The sequence below is a fragment of the Pseudomonas sp. GZJR-8 genome (assembly GCF_002916705.1).
Classification (GTDB): domain Bacteria; phylum Pseudomonadota; class Gammaproteobacteria; order Pseudomonadales; family Pseudomonadaceae; genus Aquipseudomonas; species Aquipseudomonas synxantha_A.
This window is the reverse complement of record NZ_JXSI01000004.1, coordinates 492,419-514,327: the sequence shown is the minus strand read 5'-3', so window position 1 is coordinate 514,327 and position 21,909 is coordinate 492,419. Positions and strand designations below refer to the sequence as shown.

The 21,909-nt window shown below is 60.8% G+C and carries 27 protein-coding genes; 17 read left to right on the top strand and 10 right to left on the bottom strand.

Annotated features, from left to right (window positions below):
- The first annotated feature begins 18 nt into the window (after window positions 1-18).
- The 6 genes from TK42_RS11475 (at window position 19) to TK42_RS11450 (ending at window position 4,917) form a co-directional block, all read left to right on the top strand.
- Complete coding sequence (locus TK42_RS11475; protein ID WP_103734235.1) at window positions 19-924, top strand: energy transducer TonB; 906 nt, start codon at window positions 19-21, stop codon at window positions 922-924.
- Between the two features lie 50 nt (window positions 925-974).
- Window positions 975-1,544, top strand: coding sequence for a YqgE/AlgH family protein (locus tag TK42_RS11470; protein ID WP_005792257.1), 570 nt, complete (start codon window positions 975-977; stop codon window positions 1,542-1,544).
- Window positions 1,544-1,981, top strand: coding sequence for a Holliday junction resolvase RuvX (gene ruvX / locus TK42_RS11465; protein ID WP_005792259.1), 438 nt, complete (start codon window positions 1,544-1,546; stop codon window positions 1,979-1,981). Before TK42_RS11470 ends, ruvX begins: the two co-directional genes overlap by 1 nt.
- Window positions 1,982-2,113: 132 nt before the next feature.
- A complete protein-coding gene (gene pyrR / locus TK42_RS11460) occupies window positions 2,114-2,620 on the top strand; it encodes a bifunctional pyr operon transcriptional regulator/uracil phosphoribosyltransferase PyrR (protein ID WP_005792260.1) in 507 nt (168 codons plus the stop codon).
- Between the two features lie 24 nt (window positions 2,621-2,644).
- Window positions 2,645-3,649 (top strand): aspartate carbamoyltransferase catalytic subunit, encoded by a 1,005-nt coding sequence (locus TK42_RS11455; RefSeq protein ID WP_032878936.1) that lies wholly within the window; start codon window positions 2,645-2,647, stop codon window positions 3,647-3,649.
- Entirely contained in the window at window positions 3,646-4,917 is a 1,272-nt protein-coding gene (locus tag TK42_RS11450; RefSeq protein WP_103734234.1) for a dihydroorotase, read from the top strand. Before TK42_RS11455 ends, TK42_RS11450 begins: the two co-directional genes overlap by 4 nt.
- An 82-nt stretch (window positions 4,918-4,999) precedes the next feature.
- Here the strand turns inward: TK42_RS11450 and TK42_RS11445 are convergent, their stop codons facing one another.
- Entirely contained in the window at window positions 5,000-5,428 is a 429-nt protein-coding gene (locus TK42_RS11445) for a TM2 domain-containing protein (protein WP_032878933.1), read from the bottom strand.
- Window positions 5,429-5,677: 249 nt separating this feature from the next.
- On the opposite strand from TK42_RS11445, the gene TK42_RS11440 reads away from it, so the two are divergent.
- Window positions 5,678-6,316, top strand: a complete 639-nt coding sequence (locus TK42_RS11440; protein WP_005792265.1) for a C40 family peptidase — start codon at window positions 5,678-5,680, stop codon at window positions 6,314-6,316.
- A gap of 147 nt (window positions 6,317-6,463) precedes the next feature.
- Here the strand turns inward: TK42_RS11440 and TK42_RS11435 are convergent, their stop codons facing one another.
- Window positions 6,464-7,498: a type IV pilus twitching motility protein PilT gene (locus TK42_RS11435; protein ID WP_103734233.1), complete on the bottom strand. Its 1,035-nt coding sequence runs from the start codon at window positions 7,496-7,498 to the stop codon at window positions 6,464-6,466.
- A 57-nt stretch (window positions 7,499-7,555) separates the two neighbouring features.
- Here TK42_RS11435 and TK42_RS11430 point away from each other — a divergent pair, with 57 nt between their 5' ends.
- The 9 genes from TK42_RS11430 (at window position 7,556) to TK42_RS11390 (ending at window position 14,288) form a co-directional block, all read left to right on the top strand.
- A complete protein-coding gene (locus TK42_RS11430) occupies window positions 7,556-8,251 on the top strand; it encodes a YggS family pyridoxal phosphate-dependent enzyme (protein ID WP_032878930.1) in 696 nt (231 codons plus the stop codon).
- A gap of 25 nt (window positions 8,252-8,276) precedes the next feature.
- On the top strand, window positions 8,277-9,095 hold the full coding sequence (gene proC / locus TK42_RS11425) for a pyrroline-5-carboxylate reductase (protein WP_032878928.1): 819 nt from the start codon (window positions 8,277-8,279) through the stop codon (window positions 9,093-9,095).
- A gap of 25 nt (window positions 9,096-9,120) precedes the next feature.
- Window positions 9,121-9,708, top strand: coding sequence for a YggT family protein (locus TK42_RS11420; protein WP_003195087.1), 588 nt, complete (start codon window positions 9,121-9,123; stop codon window positions 9,706-9,708).
- A 221-nt stretch (window positions 9,709-9,929) separates the two neighbouring features.
- Entirely contained in the window at window positions 9,930-11,069 is a 1,140-nt protein-coding gene (locus TK42_RS11415) for a homoserine O-acetyltransferase (protein ID WP_005792271.1), read from the top strand.
- Window positions 11,070-11,076: 7 nt separating this feature from the next.
- Window positions 11,077-11,697, top strand: a complete 621-nt coding sequence (gene metW / locus TK42_RS11410) for a methionine biosynthesis protein MetW (RefSeq protein ID WP_005792273.1) — start codon at window positions 11,077-11,079, stop codon at window positions 11,695-11,697.
- A gap of 21 nt (window positions 11,698-11,718) precedes the next feature.
- Entirely contained in the window at window positions 11,719-12,153 is a 435-nt protein-coding gene (locus TK42_RS11405) for a DUF4426 domain-containing protein (protein ID WP_103734232.1), read from the top strand.
- Window positions 12,150-12,746 carry an RdgB/HAM1 family non-canonical purine NTP pyrophosphatase gene (gene rdgB, locus TK42_RS11400; protein WP_103734231.1) on the top strand — a complete coding sequence of 199 codons (597 nt, stop codon included), beginning with the start codon at window positions 12,150-12,152 and terminating at the stop codon, window positions 12,744-12,746. Before TK42_RS11405 ends, rdgB begins: the two co-directional genes overlap by 4 nt.
- A complete protein-coding gene (hemW, locus tag TK42_RS11395; protein ID WP_078822559.1) occupies window positions 12,743-13,945 on the top strand; it encodes a radical SAM family heme chaperone HemW in 1,203 nt (400 codons plus the stop codon). Before rdgB ends, hemW begins: the two co-directional genes overlap by 4 nt.
- Window positions 13,946-13,964: 19 nt before the next feature.
- A complete protein-coding gene (locus tag TK42_RS11390) occupies window positions 13,965-14,288 on the top strand; it encodes a DUF3392 domain-containing protein (RefSeq protein WP_043046299.1) in 324 nt (107 codons plus the stop codon).
- Window positions 14,289-14,430: 142 nt separating this feature from the next.
- Here the strand turns inward: TK42_RS11390 and trmB are convergent, their stop codons facing one another.
- The 4 genes from trmB to TK42_RS11370 form a co-directional block, all read right to left on the bottom strand.
- Complete coding sequence (gene trmB, locus TK42_RS11385) at window positions 14,431-15,156, bottom strand: tRNA (guanosine(46)-N7)-methyltransferase TrmB (RefSeq protein ID WP_032878921.1); 726 nt, start codon at window positions 15,154-15,156, stop codon at window positions 14,431-14,433.
- 9 nt (window positions 15,157-15,165) lie between these two features.
- Window positions 15,166-15,960, bottom strand: a complete 795-nt coding sequence (locus tag TK42_RS11380) for a thiazole synthase (RefSeq protein ID WP_032878919.1) — start codon at window positions 15,958-15,960, stop codon at window positions 15,166-15,168.
- Between the two features lie 54 nt (window positions 15,961-16,014).
- Window positions 16,015-16,215, bottom strand: coding sequence for a sulfur carrier protein ThiS (gene thiS, locus TK42_RS11375; RefSeq protein ID WP_032878918.1), 201 nt, complete (start codon window positions 16,213-16,215; stop codon window positions 16,015-16,017).
- 79 nt (window positions 16,216-16,294) lie between these two features.
- The gene (locus tag TK42_RS11370; RefSeq protein ID WP_005792284.1) at window positions 16,295-16,669 is read right to left on the bottom strand and encodes a DUF423 domain-containing protein; all 375 of its coding nucleotides are present in this window, start codon (window positions 16,667-16,669) and stop codon (window positions 16,295-16,297) included.
- A gap of 74 nt (window positions 16,670-16,743) precedes the next feature.
- Here TK42_RS11370 and mtgA point away from each other — a divergent pair, with 74 nt between their 5' ends.
- Window positions 16,744-17,466, top strand: a complete 723-nt coding sequence (mtgA, locus tag TK42_RS11365) for a monofunctional biosynthetic peptidoglycan transglycosylase (protein WP_103734230.1) — start codon at window positions 16,744-16,746, stop codon at window positions 17,464-17,466.
- Between the two features lie 131 nt (window positions 17,467-17,597).
- Here mtgA and rpoH read toward each other — a convergent pair whose 3' ends face one another.
- The 4 genes from rpoH to ftsY form a co-directional block, all read right to left on the bottom strand.
- A complete protein-coding gene (gene rpoH / locus TK42_RS11360; RefSeq protein ID WP_003176698.1) occupies window positions 17,598-18,452 on the bottom strand; it encodes an RNA polymerase sigma factor RpoH in 855 nt (284 codons plus the stop codon).
- A 130-nt stretch (window positions 18,453-18,582) separates the two neighbouring features.
- On the bottom strand, window positions 18,583-19,605 hold the full coding sequence (gene ftsX, locus TK42_RS11355; protein WP_032878914.1) for a permease-like cell division protein FtsX: 1,023 nt from the start codon (window positions 19,603-19,605) through the stop codon (window positions 18,583-18,585).
- A complete protein-coding gene (gene ftsE, locus TK42_RS11350) occupies window positions 19,602-20,273 on the bottom strand; it encodes a cell division ATP-binding protein FtsE (RefSeq protein ID WP_003213784.1) in 672 nt (223 codons plus the stop codon). Before ftsE ends, ftsX begins: the two co-directional genes overlap by 4 nt.
- A complete protein-coding gene (gene ftsY / locus TK42_RS11345; protein WP_103734229.1) occupies window positions 20,270-21,670 on the bottom strand; it encodes a signal recognition particle-docking protein FtsY in 1,401 nt (466 codons plus the stop codon). Before ftsY ends, ftsE begins: the two co-directional genes overlap by 4 nt.
- Between the last annotated feature and the right edge of the window lie 239 nt (window positions 21,671-21,909).

Sequence of the window (21,909 nt, the reverse complement as noted above, 5' to 3'; positions counted from 1 at the left end):
GATGTTGGTTTTCTTGTCATGACACTCCCGTCCGATCTGCCCCCAGAACTCACCCACAGAGGCGTGCGCCCGGCTGATCGGCTCGGATTTACCCTGTTTCTCGCCGCATTGATTCACCTCGCCTTGTTGCTGGGCGTGGGCTTCACCATGGTCGAGCCCAAGCAGATCACCAAGACCCTGGAAATCACCCTCGCTACGTTCAAAAGTGAGAAGAAGCCCGAAAAGGCCGACTTTCTTGCCCAGGACAACCAGCAGGGCAGCGGTACGCTCGACAAGAAAGCCGTGCCCAAGACCACTGAAGTAGCGCCCTTCCAGGACAACAAGGTCAATAAGGTCACCCCGCCGCCGGTGCCCAAGCCCGAGGTCAAGCAGGCAACGCTCAAGGCCGCCGTGACCACCGTTGCGCCCAAGCCGCAAAAGGCCCCGACCCAGCGCGAAAAAACCAGGACTGAACCCAAGCCCGAGCCGGTGAAGCCCGCGCCAACCTTCGACAGTTCGACGCTGTCCGACGAAATTTCCAGCCTGGAAGCCGAACTGGCCCACGAACAACAGCTGTATGCCAAGCGCCCGCGCATCTACCGCCTGAACGCCGCGTCGACCATGCGCGACAAAGGCGCCTGGTATAAAGACGAGTGGCGCAAGAAGGTCGAGCGCATCGGCAACCTCAATTACCCGGACGAAGCCCGGCGTCAGCAGATTTATGGCAACTTGCGTTTGCTGGTATCGATCAACCGTGACGGTTCGCTCTATGAAGTGCAGGTGCTGGAGTCCTCCGGCCAACCGCTGCTGGACCAGGCCGCCCAGCGCATCGTGCGCCTGGCCGCGCCTTTTGCGCCGTTCAGCGGCGACTTGAATGACGTGGACCGCCTGGAAATCATCCGCACCTGGAAGTTTGCCAAGGGCGACCGGCTGTCCAGCAACTGACACCGCTCCTACACTTGTCAGTTCGCCCCTCCAACGCCACACTAGCGGACATGAAAAACGTCAGCCCGACCTACCTCAAGCACCAATTCCTGATCGCCATGCCCCATATGGCCGACCCGAACTTTGCGCAGACCTTGACCTATATCGTCGAGCACACGGCCAATGGTGCCATGGGGCTGGTGGTCAACCGTCCACAGGAGCTGAGCCTGGCCGATATCCTTGAGCAATTGCGCCCGGAACTCGACCCACCGACCCGCTGCCAGGATGTGCCGATCTATATCGGCGGGCCGGTGCAGACCGATCGCGGCTTTGTGTTGCACCCCACCGGGCCGCAATACCAGGCCACGGTGGATCTTGAGGGCGTGTCACTGTCCACGTCTCAGGACGTGCTGTTCGCGATCGCCGATGGCGTCGGCCCTGAGCAAAGCCTGATTACCCTGGGCTACGCCGGTTGGGAAGCCGGGCAACTGGAGGCCGAGCTGGCGAGCAATGCCTGGCTGACCTGCCCGTTCGACGCCGACATCCTGTTCAACACCGCCAGCGAACTGCGCCTTGATGCTGCCGCCGCCAAGCTGCGGGTCAACCTCAGCCTGTTGACCAGCCAGGCGGGGCACGCCTGATGGCCTTGCGTCTGATCCTGGGTTTTGACTACGGCACTAAACAGATCGGCGTAGCGGTCGGCCAGGTTATTACCGGCCAGGCCCGCGAGCTGTGCACCTTGAAGGCCCAGAACGGCATACCGGACTGGAACCAGGTTGAAGCCCTTATCAAAGAGTGGAAGCCCGACGCTGTGGTGGTCGGCCTGCCCCTGAACATGGATGGCACCCCCAGCGACATGTGCCTGCGCGCCGAAAAATTCGCGCGCCGCCTCAATGGCCGCTACAACCTGCCCTTCTATACCCACGATGAGCGCCTGACCACCTTTGAAGCCAAGGGTGAGCGTCGTGACCGCGGCGGGCAGAAGGGCAGTTACCGCGACAACCCCGTGGACGCCATCGCCGCCGCCTTGCTGTTGCAGGGTTGGCTGGATGAAAACACCGCTTTATTTGAATCCTGACCCGCCGCGATCCTGTGGGAGCGGGCTTGCCCGCGAAGAACGTTAACGATACCGCGTGAAGGCTGGATGAACGCGGTACCCATGAGTTTTTCGCGAGCAAGCTTGCGCCTACACACTTAAAAAGGAGCCCCCATGAGCCTGCCCAATCCCGCCGAACTGATCAGCCAGATGGCATTACGCCTCAAGGCGCACCTGGAACACCGCGGCATCAGCGAACCGCGCTTTATCGGCATCCGCACCGGCGGTGTCTGGGTAGCCCAGGCGTTACTGGAAGAACTGGGCAGCGATTCGCCCCTGGGTACGCTGGACGTGTCCTTCTACCGCGACGACTTCAGCCAGAACGGCCTGCACCCACAGGTGCAGCCTTCGGCTCTGCCGTTTGAGGTTGAGGGCCAGCACCTGATCCTGATCGATGACGTCCTGATGAGCGGCCGTACCATCCGCGCCGCCATGAACGAACTGTTCGATTACGGGCGCCCGGCCAGCATTACGTTGGTCTGCCTGCTGGACCTGGACGCTGGCGAATTGCCGATCAGCCCGGATGTCGTAGGTGCAACACTGTCTTTGCAAGCCCGGCAGCGGGTAAAATTGTCCGGTCCCACGCCGCTCGAACTCGAACTGCAAGACCTTGCCCTTTAAACCGCCTTGTACAGAGTCCCCGCGATGACGCCTCTAGATGCCAAGCGCCCGCTGCAGCTCAATGCTCAGGGCCAGTTGCAACATTTCTTGTCCCTCGACGGTTTGCCCCGCGAACTGCTCACCGAAATCCTCGACACCGCCGACTCGTTCCTTGAAGTCGGCGGCCGCGCGGTGAAGAAGGTCCCGCTGTTGCGCGGCAAAACCATCTGCAATGTGTTCTTCGAGAACTCCACCCGCACCCGCACCACCTTTGAACTGGCAGCCCAGCGGCTGTCGGCCGACGTGATCACGCTGAACGTGTCCACCTCGTCGGCGAGCAAGGGCGAGACCCTGCTCGACACCCTGCGCAACCTCGAAGCCATGGCCGCTGACATGTTCGTGGTCCGCCACGGCGACTCCGGCGCCGCGCACTTCATCGCCGAGCATGTGTGCCCGCAGGTAGCGGTCATCAACGGCGGCGACGGCCGCCACGCCCACCCGACCCAGGGCATGCTCGACATGCTCACCATCCGTCGGCACAAGGGCAGCTTTGAAAACCTCTCGGTGGCCATCGTCGGCGACATCCTGCACTCCCGTGTAGCACGCTCGAACATGCTGGCCCTCAAAGCCCTGGGCTGCCCGGATATCCGCGTGATCGCGCCGAAAACCCTGCTGCCCATCGGCATCGAACAGTATGGCGTGAAGGTCTACACCGACATGGCCGAGGGCCTCAAGGATGTGGACGTGGTGATCATGCTGCGCCTGCAACGCGAGCGCATGGCTGGTGGCTTGCTGCCGAGCGAAGGCGAGTTCTACCGCCTGTTCGGCCTGACCACCGCACGTTTGGCCGGGGCCAAGCCGGATGCCATCGTGATGCACCCGGGGCCGATCAACCGCGGGGTGGAGATTGAGTCGGCGGTGGCCGATGGCCCGCAGTCGGTGATCTTGAACCAAGTGACCTACGGCATCGCGGTACGCATGGCCGTGCTGTCCATGGCCATGAGCGGGCAGACCGCGCAACGTCAATTCGAGCAGGAGCAGGCCCAGTGAAGCTCAGCATTCTCGGCGCCCGAGTCATCGATCCAGCCAGTGGCCTGGACCAAGTTACCGATCTTTATCTGGACGCCGGCAAGATCATCGCCATTGGCGCCGCACCTGCCGGCTTCAACGCCATCGAAAGCATCAACGCCAAGGGCCTGGTGGCCGCGCCCGGGCTGGTGGACCTGAACGTCGCCCTGCGCGAGCCGGGCTACAGCCGCAAAGGCAACATCAACAGCGAAACCCAGGCCGCTGCGGCCGGTGGCGTGACCAGCCTGTGCTGCCCGCCGAACACCAAGCCGGTGCTGGACACTTCGGCGGTGACCGAGCTGATCCTGGACCGCGCCCGTGAAGCCGGCAATTGCAAGGTGTTTCCCGTCGGAGCCTTGAGCAAAGGCCTGGATGGCGAACAACTGGCCGAACTGATCGCACTGCGCGATGCCGGTTGCGTGGCCTTCAGCAACGGCCTGGAAAGTTTTCGCAGCACCCGCACGCTGTGCCGTGCCCTGGAATACGCGGCCACCTTCGACCTGACGGTGATCTTCCACTCCCAGGACCGCGACCTGGCCGAAGGCGGCCTGGCCCATGAAGGGGCAGTCGCCAGCTTCCTCGGCCTGCCGGGCATCCCGGAAACCGCCGAAACCGTGGCCCTGGCCCGTGACCTGTTGCTGGTGGAGCAAAGCGGCGTACGCGCACACTTCAGCCAGCTGACCAGCGCCCGCGGCGTTGCCCTGATCGCCCAGGCCCAGGCCCGTGGCTTGCCGGTGACGGCGGATGTGGCGTTGTACCAATTGATCCTGACGGATGAGGCGCTGATCGACTTCTCCAGCCTGTATCACGTGCAGCCTCCACTGCGTACCAAGGCCGACCGTGACGGTTTGCGTGCGGCGGTGAAGTCGGGGGTGGTGTCAGCGATTTCCAGCCATCACCAGCCTCACGAGCGTGACGCCAAGTTGGCGCCATTTGGCGCGACCGAGCCGGGTATCAGTAGCGTGGAGTTGTTGTTGCCGCTGGCAATGACCTTGGTGGAAGACGGCTTGCTCGACCTGCCGACGCTATTGGCCCGCCTGAGCGCCGGCCCGGCCGACGCACTGCGCTTGCCGGCGGGCAAGCTTGAAGTCGGTTCGCCAGCGGACCTGGTGCTGTTTGACCTGGGCAGCTCGACGGTGGCAGGGGAGCATTGGTTGTCCAAGGGTGAAAACTGCCCGTTCATTGGCCACAGCCTGCCGGCGACGGTGCGGTACACCTTCATGGATGGGCGGATCACTTACCAGGCCTGAAACCGGTCTAGAGTGAGCGCAGTAAAAAATGTGGGAGGGGGCTTGCTCCCTCCCACATTTTGTTCTCTATAGGGCCGAGAGATCAGCGGCCGTTATTGCGCTCGGCATTGCGGATCGAGATCTGCGTATTCAACGTCCAGAAGTCATACAGCACCCCAATCAGGAACAAACCGCCGGTCAGCAGGTAGATAAGGCCGGTGATCCATTTGCCCTGGTACATACGGTGCACACCGAACAGGCCCAGGAACGCCAACAGGATCCACGCGACGTTGTATTCGATAGGCCCGGCGGTAAAACGCAGGTCGGCTTCACGGTCCATGGCCGGGATGAGGAATACGTCGATCAACCAACCAATGCCCAGCAGGCCGAAGGTAAAAAACCAGATCGTGCCGGTCACGGGTTTGCCGTAATAAAAGCGATGCGCCCCGGTAAAACCGAAAATCCACAGCAGGTAACCGATCACCTTGCTATGGGTATCTTGCTGCTGACCAACCTGTTGATAGGTGTTCATGGAGTACCTCTTTTGCTTCGATAGATAAATTTTTTCATTTTCTTTGTGACTTTTTTACGAGCGCCCGACGTACGGCAAATGGTATCTTCCTGTCCTCAAAGCCTTATGCCACCTGACTTGTGTAGGACAATTGCGGCAATTCGTCGCGTTTTTCCTGGATTTGACCCCAAGGTTCAGTCGACAAACGGCCTGAGAACGACACAAAAAGCTGTTATAAAGTTGCGCGCAAACCCATAAGAGCCACGCCTAATGCGACCATTTTTCAAGACATGGCTGACCATCTGCCTATTAATGCCACTGGCCGCCCACGCCACCAATCGTGAGCAACGACTTCCGAACGTCAATGGTTTCACCCCTAAAGTCCACAGCACAACCACCAAGGCCAAATCGGTAAAGCTGACCGTCAACCGCCCGACTCAACTGAGCAAGGCACACGGTAAAGCAACACCCGGCCTGATGGCTGTCAACACCAAGCAAAGCAGCAACGTCCTCAGCCGTGCCGTCAACGTGCTGGGTACTCCTTATCGTTGGGGCGGCAGCAGCCCAAGTAAAGGGTTCGACTGCAGCGGGCTGGTTAAATATGCATTCAACGATGTAAAAGCGGTGGATTTGCCACGCACCTCCAACGCCATGGCGGCTGGTCACGGCTTGAAGGTTGATCGCAAAGACCTGAAGCCCGGCGACTTGTTGTTCTTCAAGCTCAAGAGCCGCCAGGTCAATCACGTAGCCATCTACCTGGGCAACGACCGTTTTATCCACGCGCCGCGTCGTGGCAAGTCGGTGAGCATCGACACGCTGAAAAAGCCGTTCTGGGACAAGAACTACGTGATTGCCAAGCGTGTGCTGCCTAAAGAACAGAACAGCAACCTGCGGATCGTGCAGCGCTAAGCCAGGCGCCACTGAAGCTCCCCATTTGAAATGCAATCAAATGTGGGAGCTGGCTTGCCTGCGATGACGGTGTGTCAGTTGGCAGAGAGAGCGCCTGACAGCCCGCTATCGCAGGCAAGCCAGCTCCCACATGAGTATCTGTGCGTTTTAGATATCTGCAGGCACCCTCGCCTTCTCCCGCGCCTCTTCCAGGCTGACCAGCCCCGCGCCGACCAACGTCTTCAAACTCATATCCAGGGTCTTCATCCCCAACGCGCCACCGGTCTGAATTGCCGAAACCATCTGCGCCACCTTGTCCTCACGGATCAGATTGCGAATCGCCGGCGTGCCCAGCATGATTTCATGGGCGGCCACACGGCCGCCGCCGACCTTCTTCACCAGTACCTGAGACACCACCGCCTGCAACGACTCCGACAACATCGAGCGGACCATGGCCTTTTCCCCGGCCGGGAAGACGTCCACCAGCCTGTCTACAGTCTTTGCAGCCGATGAAGTGTGCAGGGTGCCAAACACCAGGTGCCCGGTCTCAGCTGCCGTCAAGGCCAGGCGGATGGTTTCCAGGTCGCGCAATTCGCCTACCAGGATCACATCAGGGTCTTCCCTCAGGGCCGAGCGCAGGGCCACGCAGAAGCTGTGGGTGTCGCGGTGCACCTGGCGTTGGGTGATCAGGGCCAGTTTCGGCCTGTGGATAAATTCGATGGGATCTTCAAGCGTGAGGATGTGCTGGCGCCGGTGCCGGTTCAGATAATCGATCATCGCCGCCAGCGTCGTGGACTTGCCCGAACCCGTAGGCCCGGTGACCAGCACCAGGCCACGGGGGAACTGAGCCATACGCTGGAATACCTCGCCCAACCCGAGGTCTTCCAGGCTCTGGACCTCGGTCGGGATGGCACGAAACACCGCGCCTATACCGCGATTCTGGCGGAACACGTTCGCCCGAAAGCGTGCGACTCCCGGCAATTCGAAGGCAAAATCCGTTTCAAGAGATGTTTCGAAATCCTTTTGTTGGTGTTTATTCAACAAAGGGCTCACCAGATCGACCAGTTGCGCTGCGTTCAGCACCGGCTCATCCATCGGCCAGACCTCGCCATCGACTCGCACCATCGGCGCCAGGCCGGCCGACAAATGCAGGTCACAGGCGCCACGGCTTACGCTGGCCGTCAGCAATTGCGTGATATCCATAGGGCTTTCCATTTCCAGTAGAATGCCGCGGACTCCATATCCACGGGCGCATCTTGAATGTCGACGATAGCAGACAACATCGGCCTGGTTAGCCAGCGCATCCGCGCCGCAGCCGACGCCGTGCAACGTGACGCAAGCAGCATCCACCTGCTGGCCGTGAGCAAGACCAAACCCGCACAAGCCGTGCGCGACGCCTATGCCGCCGGGATGCGCGATTTTGGCGAGAACTACCTGCAGGAAGCCTTGGGCAAACAGGCGGATTTAACCGACCTGCCCTTGAGTTGGCACTTCATCGGCCCCATTCAATCGAACAAGACTCGCGCCATCGCCGAGAACTTCGCTTGGGTGCATTCTGTGGACCGCCTGAAAATCGCACAACGCCTGTCCGAACAACGCCCGGCCGACCTGCCGCCGCTGAATATCTGCATCCAGGTCAATGTCAGTGGCGAGGCCAGCAAATCTGGCTGTACGCCGGCCGACCTGCCAGCCCTGGCCAACGCGATCAGCGCCCTGCCGCGCTTGAAGCTGCGCGGCCTGATGGCGATCCCCGAGCCGACTAAAGACCGGGCCGCACAGGATGCGGCGTTTGCCAGCGTACGCGACCTGCAAGCCAGCTTGAACCTGGCGCTGGACACACTTTCCATGGGCATGAGCCATGACCTTGAGTCGGCCATCGCCCAAGGCGCCACCTGGGTGCGGATCGGTACCGCCCTGTTTGGCGCCCGCGACTACGGCCAGCCGCAAAATGGCTGACTTCCCTCGAAAATAAGGACCTGTCATGAGCAACACGCGTATTGCCTTTATCGGCGCCGGTAACATGGCGGCCAGCCTGATCGGTGGCCTGCGGGCCAAGGGCCTGGACGCCGAACAGATCCGCGCCAGCGACCCGGGTGACGAAACCCGCGAACGGGTCAGCGCCGAACACGGCATTGAAACCTTTGCCGATAACGCCGAAGCCATCCACGGCGTCGATGTGATCGTGCTGGCGGTCAAGCCCCAGGCCATGAAGGCCGTGTGCGAGAGCCTGCGCCCAAGCCTGCAGCCGCATCAATTGGTGGTGTCCATTGCCGCCGGCATCACCTGTGCCAGCATGAAAGCCTGGCTCGGTGACCAGCCGATCGTACGTTGCATGCCCAATACCCCAGCGTTGCTGCGCCAGGGCGTAAGCGGTTTGTACGCCACCGCTGAAGTCAGCGCGCAGCAGCGTGACCAGGCTCAGGAGTTGCTGTCTGCGGTGGGCCTTGCCGTATGGCTGGAGCAGGAGCAGCAACTGGATGCGGTCACCGCCGTTTCCGGCAGCGGCCCGGCCTACTTCTTCCTGTTGATCGAGGCCATGACCGCCGCTGGCGTCAAACTGGGCCTGCCCCACGAGGTTGCCGAACAACTGGCTGAGCAAACGGCCCTGGGCGCCGCGAAAATGGCTGTCGGCAGCGATGTCGATGCCGCCGAACTGCGCCGGCGGGTAACGTCGCCGGGCGGCACCACGCAAGCCGCCATTGAATCGTTCCAGGCCGGGGGCTTTGAGGCCCTGGTGGAAAAAGCACTGGGTGCCGCGGCACATCGTTCGGCCGAGATGGCTGAGCAACTGGGCAAATAGTCGTCCCTTACCAAGGTAATCAAACATGCTCGGAATCAATGACGCTGCCATTTTCATCATTCAGACCTTGGGCAGCCTGTACCTGCTGATCGTGCTGATGCGCTTTATCCTGCAACTGGTGCGGGCGAACTTCTACAACCCGTTGTGCCAGTTCGTAGTCAAGGCCACCCAACCGCTGCTCAAGCCACTGCGCCGGGTGATCCCGAGCCTGTTCGGCCTGGACATGTCGTCGCTGGTGCTGGCGTTGCTGCTGCAGATCCTGCTGTTCGTGGTGATCCTGATGCTCAACGGCTACCAGGCGTTCACCGTGCTGCTGTTGCCGTGGGGCCTGATCGGTATTTTCTCGCTGTTCCTGAAGATCATTTTCTGGTCGATGATCATCAGCGTGATTCTCTCGTGGGTCGCACCCGGTAGCCGTAGCCCGGGTGCCGAACTGGTGGCTCAGATCACCGAACCGGTGCTGGCACCCTTCCGTCGCCTGATCCCGAACCTGGGTGGCCTGGATATCTCGCCGATCTTTGCGTTTATCGTGATTCAGCTGCTGCAAAGCTGGGTGATTCCACGCCTGGCGTACTTTGCCTACATGCCCAAAGAGCTGTTCGGCCTGATCTGAATGCCGTAGCCCCTATGGGAGCTGGCTTGTGTGGGAGCTGGCTTGCCTGCGATAGCATCACCTCGGTGTGTCTGAAAACCGCGGTGCCTGCATCGCGGGCAAGCCCGGCTCCCACATCAACCCTTCCCACATTTTGTATCTGCGTACTGGTACAGACCATTGCTTGCCGCTAGGGTCCCCGCTCTTTAGACTTACGCCTCATTTAAACGAGAGCAGGGTCGATGCCAGCTGCCTTCCCCCCCGATTCTGTTGGACTGGTCGTGCCTCAAGTGGCGCACTTCAGCGAACCGCTGGCCCTGGCCTGCGGCCGTTCGTTGCCTGCCTACGACCTGATCTACGAAACCTACGGCCAACTGAACGCCACGGCGAGCAACGCCGTGCTGATCTGCCACGCCCTGTCCGGCCACCACCACGCCGCCGGTTTCCACAGCGTTGACGAGCGCAAACCCGGCTGGTGGGACAGTTGCATCGGCCCCGGCAAGCCAATCGACACCAACAAGTTCTTCGTCGTCAGCCTCAACAACCTCGGCGGCTGCAATGGCTCCACCGGCCCCAGCAGCCTCAACCCGGACACCGGCAAGCCATTCGGCGCGGACTTCCCGGTGTTGACCGTAGAAGACTGGGTACACAGCCAGGCACGCCTGGCCGACCTGCTGGGCATCCACCAGTGGGCCGCAGTCATTGGTGGCAGCCTGGGCGGTATGCAGGCGCTGCAATGGACCATCAGCTACCCGGACCGCGTGCGCCACTGCCTGGCTATCGCCTCGGCGCCCAAGCTGTCGGCGCAGAACATCGCGTTTAACGAAGTGGCACGCCAGGCCATCCTCACCGACCCCGAGTTCCACGGCGGTTCGTTCCAGGAAGCCGGCGTGATCCCCAAGCGCGGCCTGATGCTGGCGCGGATGGTGGGGCATATCACCTACCTGTCCGATGATTCCATGGGCGAAAAATTCGGTCGCGGCCTCAAGAGCGAGAAGCTCAACTACGACTTCCACAGCGTCGAGTTCCAGGTGGAAAGCTACCTGCGCTATCAGGGTGAAGAATTCTCCGGGCGTTTTGACGCCAACACCTACCTGTTGATGACCAAGGCCCTGGACTACTTCGACCCGGCGGCCAACCACGACGACGACCTGGCGAAAACCTTCGAGCACGCCACGGCCAAGTTCTGCGTGATGTCATTCACTACCGACTGGCGCTTCTCGCCGGCCCGCTCCCGTGAGCTGGTGGATGCGCTGATGGCCGCCAAGAAAGACGTCTGCTACCTGGAGATCGATGCACCGCAAGGCCACGACGCCTTCCTGATTCCGATCCCGCGTTACCTGCAGGCCTTTAGCAACTACATGAACCGAATCGCACTGTGAGAACGCCATGAGAGCCGACCTGGAAATCATCCAAGACTGGATCCCCGCCGGCAGCCGCGTGCTCGACCTGGGCTGCGGCGATGGCGAACTGCTGAGCTGGCTGCGCGACAACAAGCAAGTCACCGGCTACGGCCTGGAAAACGACCCGGACAACATCGCCCAGTGCGTGGCCAAGGGCATCAACGTAATCGAGCAGGACCTGGACAAGGGCCTGGGCAACTTCGCCAGCAACAGCTTCGATATCGTGGTGATGACCCAGGCCCTGCAAGCGGTGCACTACCCGGACCGCATCCTCGACGAAATGCTGCGGGTCGGGCGCCAATGCATCATCACTTTCCCCAATTTCGGCCACTGGCGCTGCCGCTGGTACCTGGCCACCAAGGGCCGTATGCCGGTCTCGGATTTCCTGCCGTACACGTGGTACAACACGCCCAACATCCACTTCTGCACCTTCGAAGACTTCGAAGCGTTGTGTGGCGAGCGTGAAGCCAAGGTCATCAACCGCCTTGCCGTCGATCAACAGCACCGCCACGGCTGGGCGAGTAAGCTATGGCCCAATCTATTGGGCGAAATCGGTATTTACCGGGTCAGCAGTCCTGGCCTGACCGACCACAAAGTTGCCGTCTAATCATCTTCAAGAGGGACGTTCATGAGTCGTTTGGTTATTTTTCTATTGACCGCATGCCTGGGCGCAAACGCCATGGCTGCAGACGCTATCGACCCCAATCGCACGAAGGAATTTGGCGATATTACCGTCCACTACAACACCTACACCTCCAGTTTCCTGCAACCGGAGACGGCCCAGGCCGTCGGCATCGTACGCAGCAAGGAGAAGGGCCTGATCAACGTAACCGTGATCAAGGGCGTCACCCCGGTGGCGGCGCAAGTGACCGGCACCATCAAAGACCTGGGCGGCAAAAGCGAGATCCTGACGTTCAAGCAAATCGAAGAGAAAGGCGGCATCAGCTACCTCGCGCCCTACTCGGTGACCCAGCGCGAATACAAGACGTTTACCATCAACGTTGAAACCGGCGGCGAAGCCCATGGTTTCCAATTCAACCAAGAACTGTTTCCGGCCGAATGATGAACCTTACCCAACTCGTACTGGCCAGCCATAACGCCGGCAAACTCAAAGAACTGCAGGCCATGCTCGGTGAGTCCGTGCAACTGCGTTCGATTGGCGAGTTCAGCCAGGTCGAACCGGAAGAAACCGGCTTGTCGTTCGTTGAGAACGCCATCCTCAAGGCGCGCAACGCAGCACGCATCTCCGGCCTGCCGGCCCTGGCGGATGACTCGGGCCTGGCGGTGGACTTTCTCGGCGGCGCGCCCGGCATTTATTCGGCCCGTTACGCTGATGGCAAGGGCGACGCAGCCAATAACGCCAAGCTGCTCGACGCGCTCAAGGACGTGCCCGACGCCGAACGTGGTGCACAGTTCGTCTGCGTGCTGGCCCTGGTGCGACATGCCGATGACCCGCTGCCGATCCTGTGCGAAGGCTTGTGGCACGGGCGCATCCTGCACGCCGCCAGCGGTGAGCATGGCTTCGGTTACGACCCTTTGTTCTGGGTGCCGGAGCGCAATGTCTCCAGCGCCGAACTGAGCCCGGCCGACAAGAACCAGATCAGCCACCGCGCCCGCGCCATGGTGTTGCTGCGCCAGCGCCTGGGCTTGAAATGACCCAGAACACCTCTGCGCAGCCGCTGATCCACGGTGGCGCGCAAACACCACGGGCGGCCCTGCCCCACCTGCCGCCCCTGGCGCTGTACATCCACATCCCTTGGTGCGTGCGCAAATGCCCGTATTGCGACTTCAACTCCCACACCGCCAGCAAGGTGCTGCCGGAAGAAGAGTATGTAGATGCATTGCTGGCGGATCTGGATCAAGACCTGCACGCCGTTTATGGCCGGGAGCTGAGTTCGATTTTCTTCGGTGGCGGCACGCCCAGCCTGTTCAGCGCCGCCGCCTTGGGCCGCTTGTTAAAAGGCGTGGAAGCCCGTATTCGGTTCGCCGCGGATATCGAGATCACCCTGGAAGCCAACCCCGGAACCTTCGAGCAAGAGAAGTTCGTGGCGTACCGCAAACTGGGGATCAATCGCCTGTCCATCGGCATCCAGAGCTTCCAGCAAGAGAAGCTTGAAGCCCTGGGCCGTATTCACAATGGCGATGAAGCCGTGCGCGCCGCTGGCATGGCGCGCCAGGCAGGGTTCGATAACTTCAACCTGGACTTGATGCACGGTTTGCCCAACCAGTCCCTGGACGACGCCCTGGGCGACCTGCGCCAAGCCATTGCGCTCAAGCCGACACACCTGTCCTGGTACCAACTGACCTTGGAACCCAACACCGTCTTCTGGAACCAGCCGCCCGCGCTGCCGGAAGACGACACACTGTGGGACATCCAGGAAGCCGGCCAGGCGCTGCTCGCCGAACACGGTTACGCGCAATACGAGGTGTCGGCCTATGCCCAGCCCGGCCGCCCGGCGCGACACAACCTGAATTACTGGAGCTTTGGCGACTTTATCGGCATCGGCGCCGGCGCCCACGGCAAGCTCAGCCACCCGGACGGGCGCATCGTACGCACCTGGAAAACCCGCGCCCCCAAGGACTACCTCAACCCGGCCAAAAGCTTCCAGGCCGGAGCGAAAGAGCTGACCAACGACGAACTGCCGTTCGAGTTCCTGATGAACGCTCTGCGCCTGACCGAAGGGGTCGATGCCAAGCTCTACGCCGAACGCACCGGCCTTGATCTGGCCAGCCTCGATGAAGGCCGCCGCGAGGCAGAACAAAGTGGATTAATGCAGGTCGAACCGTCACGCCTGGCGGCAACCGACCGCGGGCAACTCTTTCTCAATGACCTGTTGCAGACGTTTTTGAGCTGATCGCTCTTAAGGAAATCGAATGGATCTGGTACTCGACCTGCTCGCCACCGTATCCCGCTGGAGCCGTAGCAACCTGTCGGAAATCTCCCTGGCCCTCGTGGGCTGCTTGTTGGTGCTGTTCGGCGCCGATATCAAGGGCTGGGTCGAAGCGCGCCTGGGCAGCATCGCCGGCGCCCTGCGCGTGCCCTTGATGGCCCTGCTGTGCATGATCGGCAGCGGTGCGGCGTTGATCTACGCTACGCCGTGGATTGTGCGGGGGCTGAGCCAATTCAATAACTACAGCCTGGCGCCGGTGTTGATCGTGGTGCTGGTGTTGATTGGGGTAGTGGCAGACCGGCGCTGATCCCAGGCCCAACACAGATACAAATGTGGGAGGGGGCTTGCTCCCGATTGCGGTGTATCAGCCAAAGATTTGGTGGCTGACACCCTGCTATCGGGAGCAAGCCCCCTCCCACATTTGATTGCATTTCAATGCTGATGACTGTTTAAGCCAACTTCTCGAACTTCAAATCCCACACTCCATGCCCCAATCGCTCGCCGCGGCGTTCGAACTTGGTGATCGGCCGCTCGGCCGGGCGTGGCACGCATTTGCCGTCTTCGGCCAGGTTGCGGTAGCCAGGGGCAACGTTCATCACTTCCAGCATGTATTCCGCGTACGGTTCCCAGTCGGTCGCCATATGCAGGATGCCGCCGACTTTCAGCTTGCTGCGCACCAGCTCCGCGAAGGATGCCTGGACGATACGGCGCTTGTGATGACGGGCTTTGTGCCATGGGTCGGGGAAGAACAGCATCAGGCGGTCGAGGCTGTTGTCGGCGATGCAGCGGTTGAGCACTTCAATCGCGTCGCAGTCGTAAACTCGCAGGTTGGTCAGGCCCTGGGTCAGCACGCCATTGAGCAATGCGCCGACACCTGGACGGTGGACTTCCACACCGATGAAATCCTGCTCCGGCGCGGCCGCGGCCATTTCCAGCAGGGAGTGGCCCATGCCGAAACCGATTTCCAGGGAGCGTGGGGCCGAACGGCCAAACACCTGGTCGTAATCAACCGGCGCATCGGCCAGGGGCAAAACGAACAGCGGCGTGCCTTGCTCCAGGCCCTTTTGCTGGCCTTCGGTCATACGGCCGGCGCGCATCACAAAACTCTTGATGCGGCGGTGCTTGGACTCGTCGCCCGCTTCCACGGTGTTCGGCGTTTCGTTTGATTCAGTCATCAATAGCTCTTACTTGATCAGACCATCCAGCGGCGAAGAGGCGCTGGCATAGAGTTTTTTCGGCATGCGTCCGGCGAGGTAGGCCAGGCGGCCCGCGACGATCGCGTGTTTCATGGCTTCGGCCATCATGATCGGTTGCTGGGCGTGGGCGATGGCCGAGTTCATCAGCACCGCGTCGCAGCCCAGTTCCATGGCGATGGTCGCGTCGGAGGCAGTGCCCACGCCCGCATCCACCAGCACTGGGATCCTGGCTTCTTCAAGGATGATCTGCAGGTTGTACGGGTTGCAGATGCCCAGGCCGGAACCGATCAGGCCAGCCAGTGGCATCACCGCGATGCAGCCGATTTCTGCCAGCTGCCGGGCGATGATCGGGTCATCGCTGGTGTAGACCATCACGTCAAAGCCTTCCTTGACCAGGGTCTCGGCGGCCTTGAGGGTTTCGATCACATTGGGGAACAGGGTTTTCTGGTCGGCCAGCACTTCCAGCTTCACCAGGTTGTGGCCGTCCAGCAACTCACGGGCCAGGCGGCAGGTGCGCACGGCTTCGATGGCGTCGTAGCAACCGGCGGTGTTCGGCAGGAAGGTGTAGCGGTCTGGGGACAGCACTTCGAGCAGGTTCGGTTCGCCTTCAATCTGGCCCAGGTTGGTGCGGCGCACGGCGAACGTCACGATTTCGGCACCCGAGGCTTCGATGGCCTGGCGGGTCTCTTCCATGTCGCGGTACTTGCCGGTGCCGACCAGCAAGCGGGACTGGTAGGTACGACCGGCCAGGACGAAAGGCTTGTCGTTACGAACGATGCTCATGGGAAATCCTCTGTTTGGATGAGGTTCTGCAGAATGCGTTACCGCCGTGGCGGGCTAACCGCCACCGATGGCGTGGACCACTTCGACCTGGTCGTTTTCCTTCAGCGAGGTCTCGGCGTGCTGGCTACGCGGGACGATATCCAGGTTGAGCTCCACTGCGACGCGACGCCCGGTCAGGTCCAGGCGGGTCAGCAGGGCCGCGACGGTTTCACCGTCGGGCAGTTCAAAGGGTTCGCCGTTCAACTGAATGCGCATGCCACGGGCCGCCATCGTTTTTAGGGGCCCGCATTCTAGCGCGATTGGGACCTGCCGGTCAGCTCCAAGCGTCAAGCGGTCAAAGCTGCAAGCGCCACGCTGCCAGGCCAAGGAAGAACCAGCCAAGCAGGAACGCCAGCCCGCCGAACGGCGTAATGATCCCGAGTTTGCTGATGCCAGTCATCGTCAGCACATACAGGCTGCCCGAGAACAGCAGGATACCGACGGTAAACGAGATACCCGCCCAACTGACCAATCGACCGGGAATATGCGCCGCCAGCAACGCCACGCCGAACAACGCCAGGGCGTGCACCAGTTGGTAGGTCACGCCGGTATGGAAGATCGCCAGGTAGTCGGCGCTCAGGCGGTTTTTCAGGCCGTGGGCGGCGAACGCACCCAGGGCGACACCGGTAAAACCGAAAAAGGCAGCCAGCATCAGAAAGCTACGCAGCATGGGGAACTCCAGTCAGACTCATCGGGCAGGGTCTGTATAATGGCCCGCTCAACGGGTTCGGCCAAGCCATCTCTATGCTGCGTGTCCTCTTCAAACGCTTTCTCAACTTCGTGAAATGGTTCGCCATCGGCAGTGTGTTGCTGGTGCTGCTGTTTCGTGTGGTCCCGCCCCCGTTTACCGCGTTGATGGTGGAGCGCAAGGTCGAGTCCTGGATCGACGGCGAACCCATTGACCTGCAACGCAGCTGGGTACCGTGGGATGAAATCAGCGATGACCTCAAAGTGGCGGTGATGGCCGGTGAAGACCAGCGCTTCCCGCAACATTGGGGCTTTGATTTTGGCGCGATCCAGGCCGCGATCCTGCACAACGAACGCGGCGGCTCGATTCGCGGCGCCAGCACGCTGAGCCAGCAAGTGTCGAAAAACCTGTTCCTGTGGGCCGGCCGCAGCTATTTGCGCAAGGGCCTGGAAGCGTGGTTCACCGGGTTGATCGAGGTGCTGTGGCCCAAGAAGCGGATTCTTGAGGTGTACCTCAACAGCGTGGAATGGGATGAAGGCGTATTCGGCGCAGAGGCGGCGGCGCGGCACCATTTTGGCGTGAGCGCCAAGGGGCTTTCGCGGCAACAGACCAGCTATCTGGCGGCGGTGTTGCCTAATCCAAGGGTATGGAGTGCCAGTCATCCGACCGCGTATGTGGCCAGGCGAGCGGCTTGGATTCGCCAGCAGATGAGTCAATTAGGTGGCGCTGGATACCTGACTGAGCTGAACAACTCTCGAAAAGCCCCCTGGTCCAACTGACACAACACAAAACAAATGTGGGAGGGGGCTTGCTCCCGATAGCGATAGATCAGTCACTTTGATGTTGACTGACACTCTGCTATCGGGAGCAAGCCCCCTCCCACATTTTCAAACTAGCATTGCCAGCTGAATTAGGCGGCGATCGACAACTTCAGCTTGTTCATCGCGCTTTTCTCAAGCTGACGAATCCGCTCGGCCGACACGTTGTACTTCTGCGCCAGGTCATGCAGCGTGGCTTTCTCTTCTGCCAGCCAACGCTGGTAGAGAATGTCACGGCTGCGGTCGTCCAGCACTTCCAGCGCTTCATGCAGGTTGTGGTTGGAATTATCGCTCCAGTCGGCGTCTTCCAGTTGACGCGCCGGGTCGTACCGGTGGTCTTCCAGGTAGTTGGCAGGCGATTGGAAGGCGCTGTCGTCATCCGCTTCGGCGGCTGGGTCAAAGGCCATGTCATGGCCGGTCAGGCGGCTTTCCATCTCGCGCACTTCACGAGGCTCCACACCGAGGCTTTCGGCCACGCGGTGGACTTCTTCGTTGTTCAGCCACGCCAGGCGTTTCTTCTGGCTGCGCAGGTTGAAGAACAGCTTGCGCTGGGCCTTGGTGGTCGCCACTTTCACGATGCGCCAGTTGCGCAGGATGAACTCGTGGATTTCCGCCTTGATCCAGTGCACGGCGAACGACACCAGGCGCACACCCATTTCAGGGTTGAAGCGCTTTACAGCCTTCATCAGGCCAACGTTGCCTTCCTGAATCAGGTCAGCCTGGGCCAGGCCGTAGCCACTATAGCTACGGGCGATATGTACGACAAAACGCAGGTGGGCGAGCACCATCTGCCGAGCCGCCCCCAAATCCTGCTCATAGTAGAGACTCTCGGCCAGTTCACGCTCCTGCTCGGGTGTCAGCAATGGAATGCTGTTGACCGTGTGCACATAGGCCTCCAGGTTCGCACCCGGGACCAAGGCATAAGCAGGTTGCAAAGAAGTGGTCATACGAAAAAACCTCCGACTCACATAACTCGTGCAGTTCAGCACTGCGAAAATTGACCTGGGAACCGTAGGACAAGTTCCCTAAACCACTGATACGGTCAATACAAACGAAACCACATTAATCTGGCATTAACTACTTCGGCGCCAGTTCACGTAAATGCCGTGCTACCGCAATCCAGGCACCGATATACCCCAACAACACCGCGCCAAGCAAGAGACTCAGACCATCGGCTACCGGCACCCCGGCCAGGGCAAAATCACTGCCATACAAACCCGCCAGCCCGACAACCGCGTCGTTCAACCAATTCAGGCCAAACGCCAGCACGCCCCAGGACAACACCCCGGCACCCAGGCCATAAAGCGCGCCCATGTACAGGAAAGGACGGCGTACATAGCTGTCCGTGCCGCCGACCAGTTTAATCACTTCTATCTCGGTGCGACGGTTTTCAATATGAAGACGAATGGTATTACCTATCACCAAAAGTAATGCAGACACTAATAACACCGTCAGGCCGAACACAAAGCGGTCACCCAGCTTGAGGATCGCGGCCAGGCGCTCTACCCAGACTAGATCAAGTTGGGCCTGTTGCACCTTGGGCATCTCTGCGAGTTTTTGTCGCAGGGCCTCCAGCGCCGGCTTGTCGACCTCGTTCGGCGTCACCAGCACCACGCCCGGCAGCGGGTTCTGCGGCAGCTCCTTGAGCGCCTCGCCCAGGCCGGACTGCTGCTGGAATTCTTCAAGGGCTTGATCGCGGCTGATGTATTCGGCATCCGCTACGCCCGGAATGTTCTTGATGTCGTCGCGTAGCGCTTCGCCGTCCTTGCTGCTGGTGTCCAGATTCAGGTACAGCGATATCTGCGCCGCCCGCTGCCAGGAACCGCCGAGGCGCTCCACATTATTAAGCAGCAGCGACAAGCCCATCGGCAGGCTCAAGGCTACGGCCATGACCAGGCAGGTGAAAAAGCTGCCGATCGGCTGTTTGCCCAGGCGACGCAGGCTGTCAAGCAGGCTGGCGCGATGGCTTTCGATCCAGGCGCGCAGCAAGGTGCCGAAGTCCGGGCCATCGTCTTCGTCACGCTTTTTCTTCGGCGGTTGCGGATCGGCAGGCTTGGGTGCCACGCGTTCGGATACTTTGGGGCTACGGGTAGCACTCATACGCCAGCCTCCCCATCACCGATCAAGCGGCCACGTTGCAAGGTCAACATACGATGGCGCATACGGGCGATCAGGGCCAGGTCGTGGCTGGCGATCAATACGCTGGTGCCCAGCCGATTGATGTCTTCGAACACCCCCATGATCTCGGCCGCCAGGCGCGGGTCGAGGTTACCGGTGGGTTCGTCCGCCAGCAGCAAGGCCGGGCGGTGGACGATGGCGCGGGCAATACCGACGCGCTGTTGCTGGCCGGTGGACAGGTCCCCCGGGTAAAGGTCGGTCTTGTCCGACAATGCCACGCGCTCCAGCGCCGAATCCACGCGCTTGACGATTTCGGCTTTGGACAGCCCGAGAATCTGCAGCGGCAGCGCGATGTTGTTGAACACCGTGCGATCGAACAGCAGCTGGTGATTCTGGAACACCACGCCGATCTGGCGGCGTAGAAACGGAATTTGCGCATTGCTGATGGTAGCCAGGTCCTGGCCCGCCAGCAGCAACTTGCCGGTGGTCGGGCGCTCCATGGCGAGTAACAGGCGCAACAGCGTGCTTTTGCCAGCGCCCGAGTGACCGGTGACAAACAAGAACTCGCCGCGACGCACTCGAAAGCTCAGCTCATGCAAGCCCACATGCCCGTTGGCATAGCGTTTACCGACCTGTTCGAATCGAATCATGAACGCTCCCGCTCGGCAAACAGTGCCTGTACAAAGGGTTCGGCTTCAAAGGTGCGCAGGTCGTCGATACCTTCACCGACACCGATATAACGAATCGGCAACCCGAACTGTTTAGCCAGGGCGAAAATCACCCCGCCTTTGGCCGTGCCGTCGAGCTTAGTCAATGCCAGGCCGGTCAGCTGCACCGTCTGGTTGAATTGTTTGGCCTGGCTGATGGCGTTCTGACCAGTACCGGCGTCGAGCACCAGCAAGACTTCATGCGGCGCATCGGCGTCGAGCTTGCTGATCACACGGCGCACTTTCTTCAGCTCTTCCATCAGGTTGTCTTTGGTGTGCAGGCGCCCGGCGGTATCGGCGATCAACACGTCGATATTACGCGCCTTGGCGGCCTGCACGGCATCGAAGATCACCGAAGCGGAGTCGGCGCCGGTGTGCTGGGCGATCACCGGGATCTTGTTGCGCTCGCCCCATACCTGCAACTGCTCGACGGCGGCGGCACGGAAGGTGTCACCGGCGGCGAGCATGACTTTCTTGCCCTCGCCCTGCAGCTTCTTGGCCAGCTTGCCGATGGTGGTGGTTTTGCCCGCGCCGTTGACGCCGACCACCAGGATCACGAACGGCTTGTTCGGGGTGATCACCAGCGACGCTTCCACGGGCTTGAGCATTGCAGCCAGTTCGGCCTGCAAGGATTTGTACAACGCATCGGCGTCGGTCAGTTGCTTGCGCGCGACCTTCTGAGTCAGGCTCTGGATGATCACGGCAGTGGCTTCGACACCCACGTCGGCGGTAAGCAGGCGGGTTTCGATGTCTTCCAGCAGTTCATCATCAATGACCTTCTTGCCCAGAAACAGGCTGGCCATACCTTCGCCGATGCTGGCGCTGGTCTTGCTCAGACCCTGCTTGAGGCGGGCGAAAAAGCCGCTCTTGCTGGTTTCGGCAGGCGCGACAGGCTCTTCGATCACCGCAGGCGCGGCAACGACAGCAGGCACTTCAACCGGGATTTCGACCGCTGGCGGCGTCTGGACCACTACCTCTACCGGTGGCGCCACCGGAATGGGCGGCGTCACGTGTTCAGCCTGCACATCTTCAACCAGTGCCACCGGCTCTTCGGCTACCGGTAGCGCAAGCCACGGTTTGTGCTCGGGCTCGGGCTCGGGCTCCGGCTCGGGTTCTGCCTCGACCACCGGCTGCAATACCGGCTCCGCGATGGGCAACACCACCGGCGCCGGCGTCTCGGCAACCGGCTCGGCTTCTACTATAGGCTCTGGAATAGGCTCAGCTTGAACCTGCGGCTGTTCGACGACGGTTTCCTGCGGCTTTTTGCGCAGCCATCCGAACAGGCCTTTTTTCTCGCCAGCCGCAGCTGGGCTCTTCTTGTCGTCGTTGGAACCAAACATGGAGGACGGCTATCTCAAAGTAGCGATGCGCCAGGGCGCCTCGGTAAATAAATTCGATGCAGAACAGACTGCTTTAACGCCCGCTTGTTCATGCGCAACATTTTGTAAGGCGTAAATAAGTGCCTTGGCAAATCGTTTCAATATGGGACTGAAGCGATAAAATCGGCGAAACGTGGAAGATTGTCGGGGAAAAACGCCAACTACTCCAACTTTCCTACGACTGAACCCAGGACTAGATG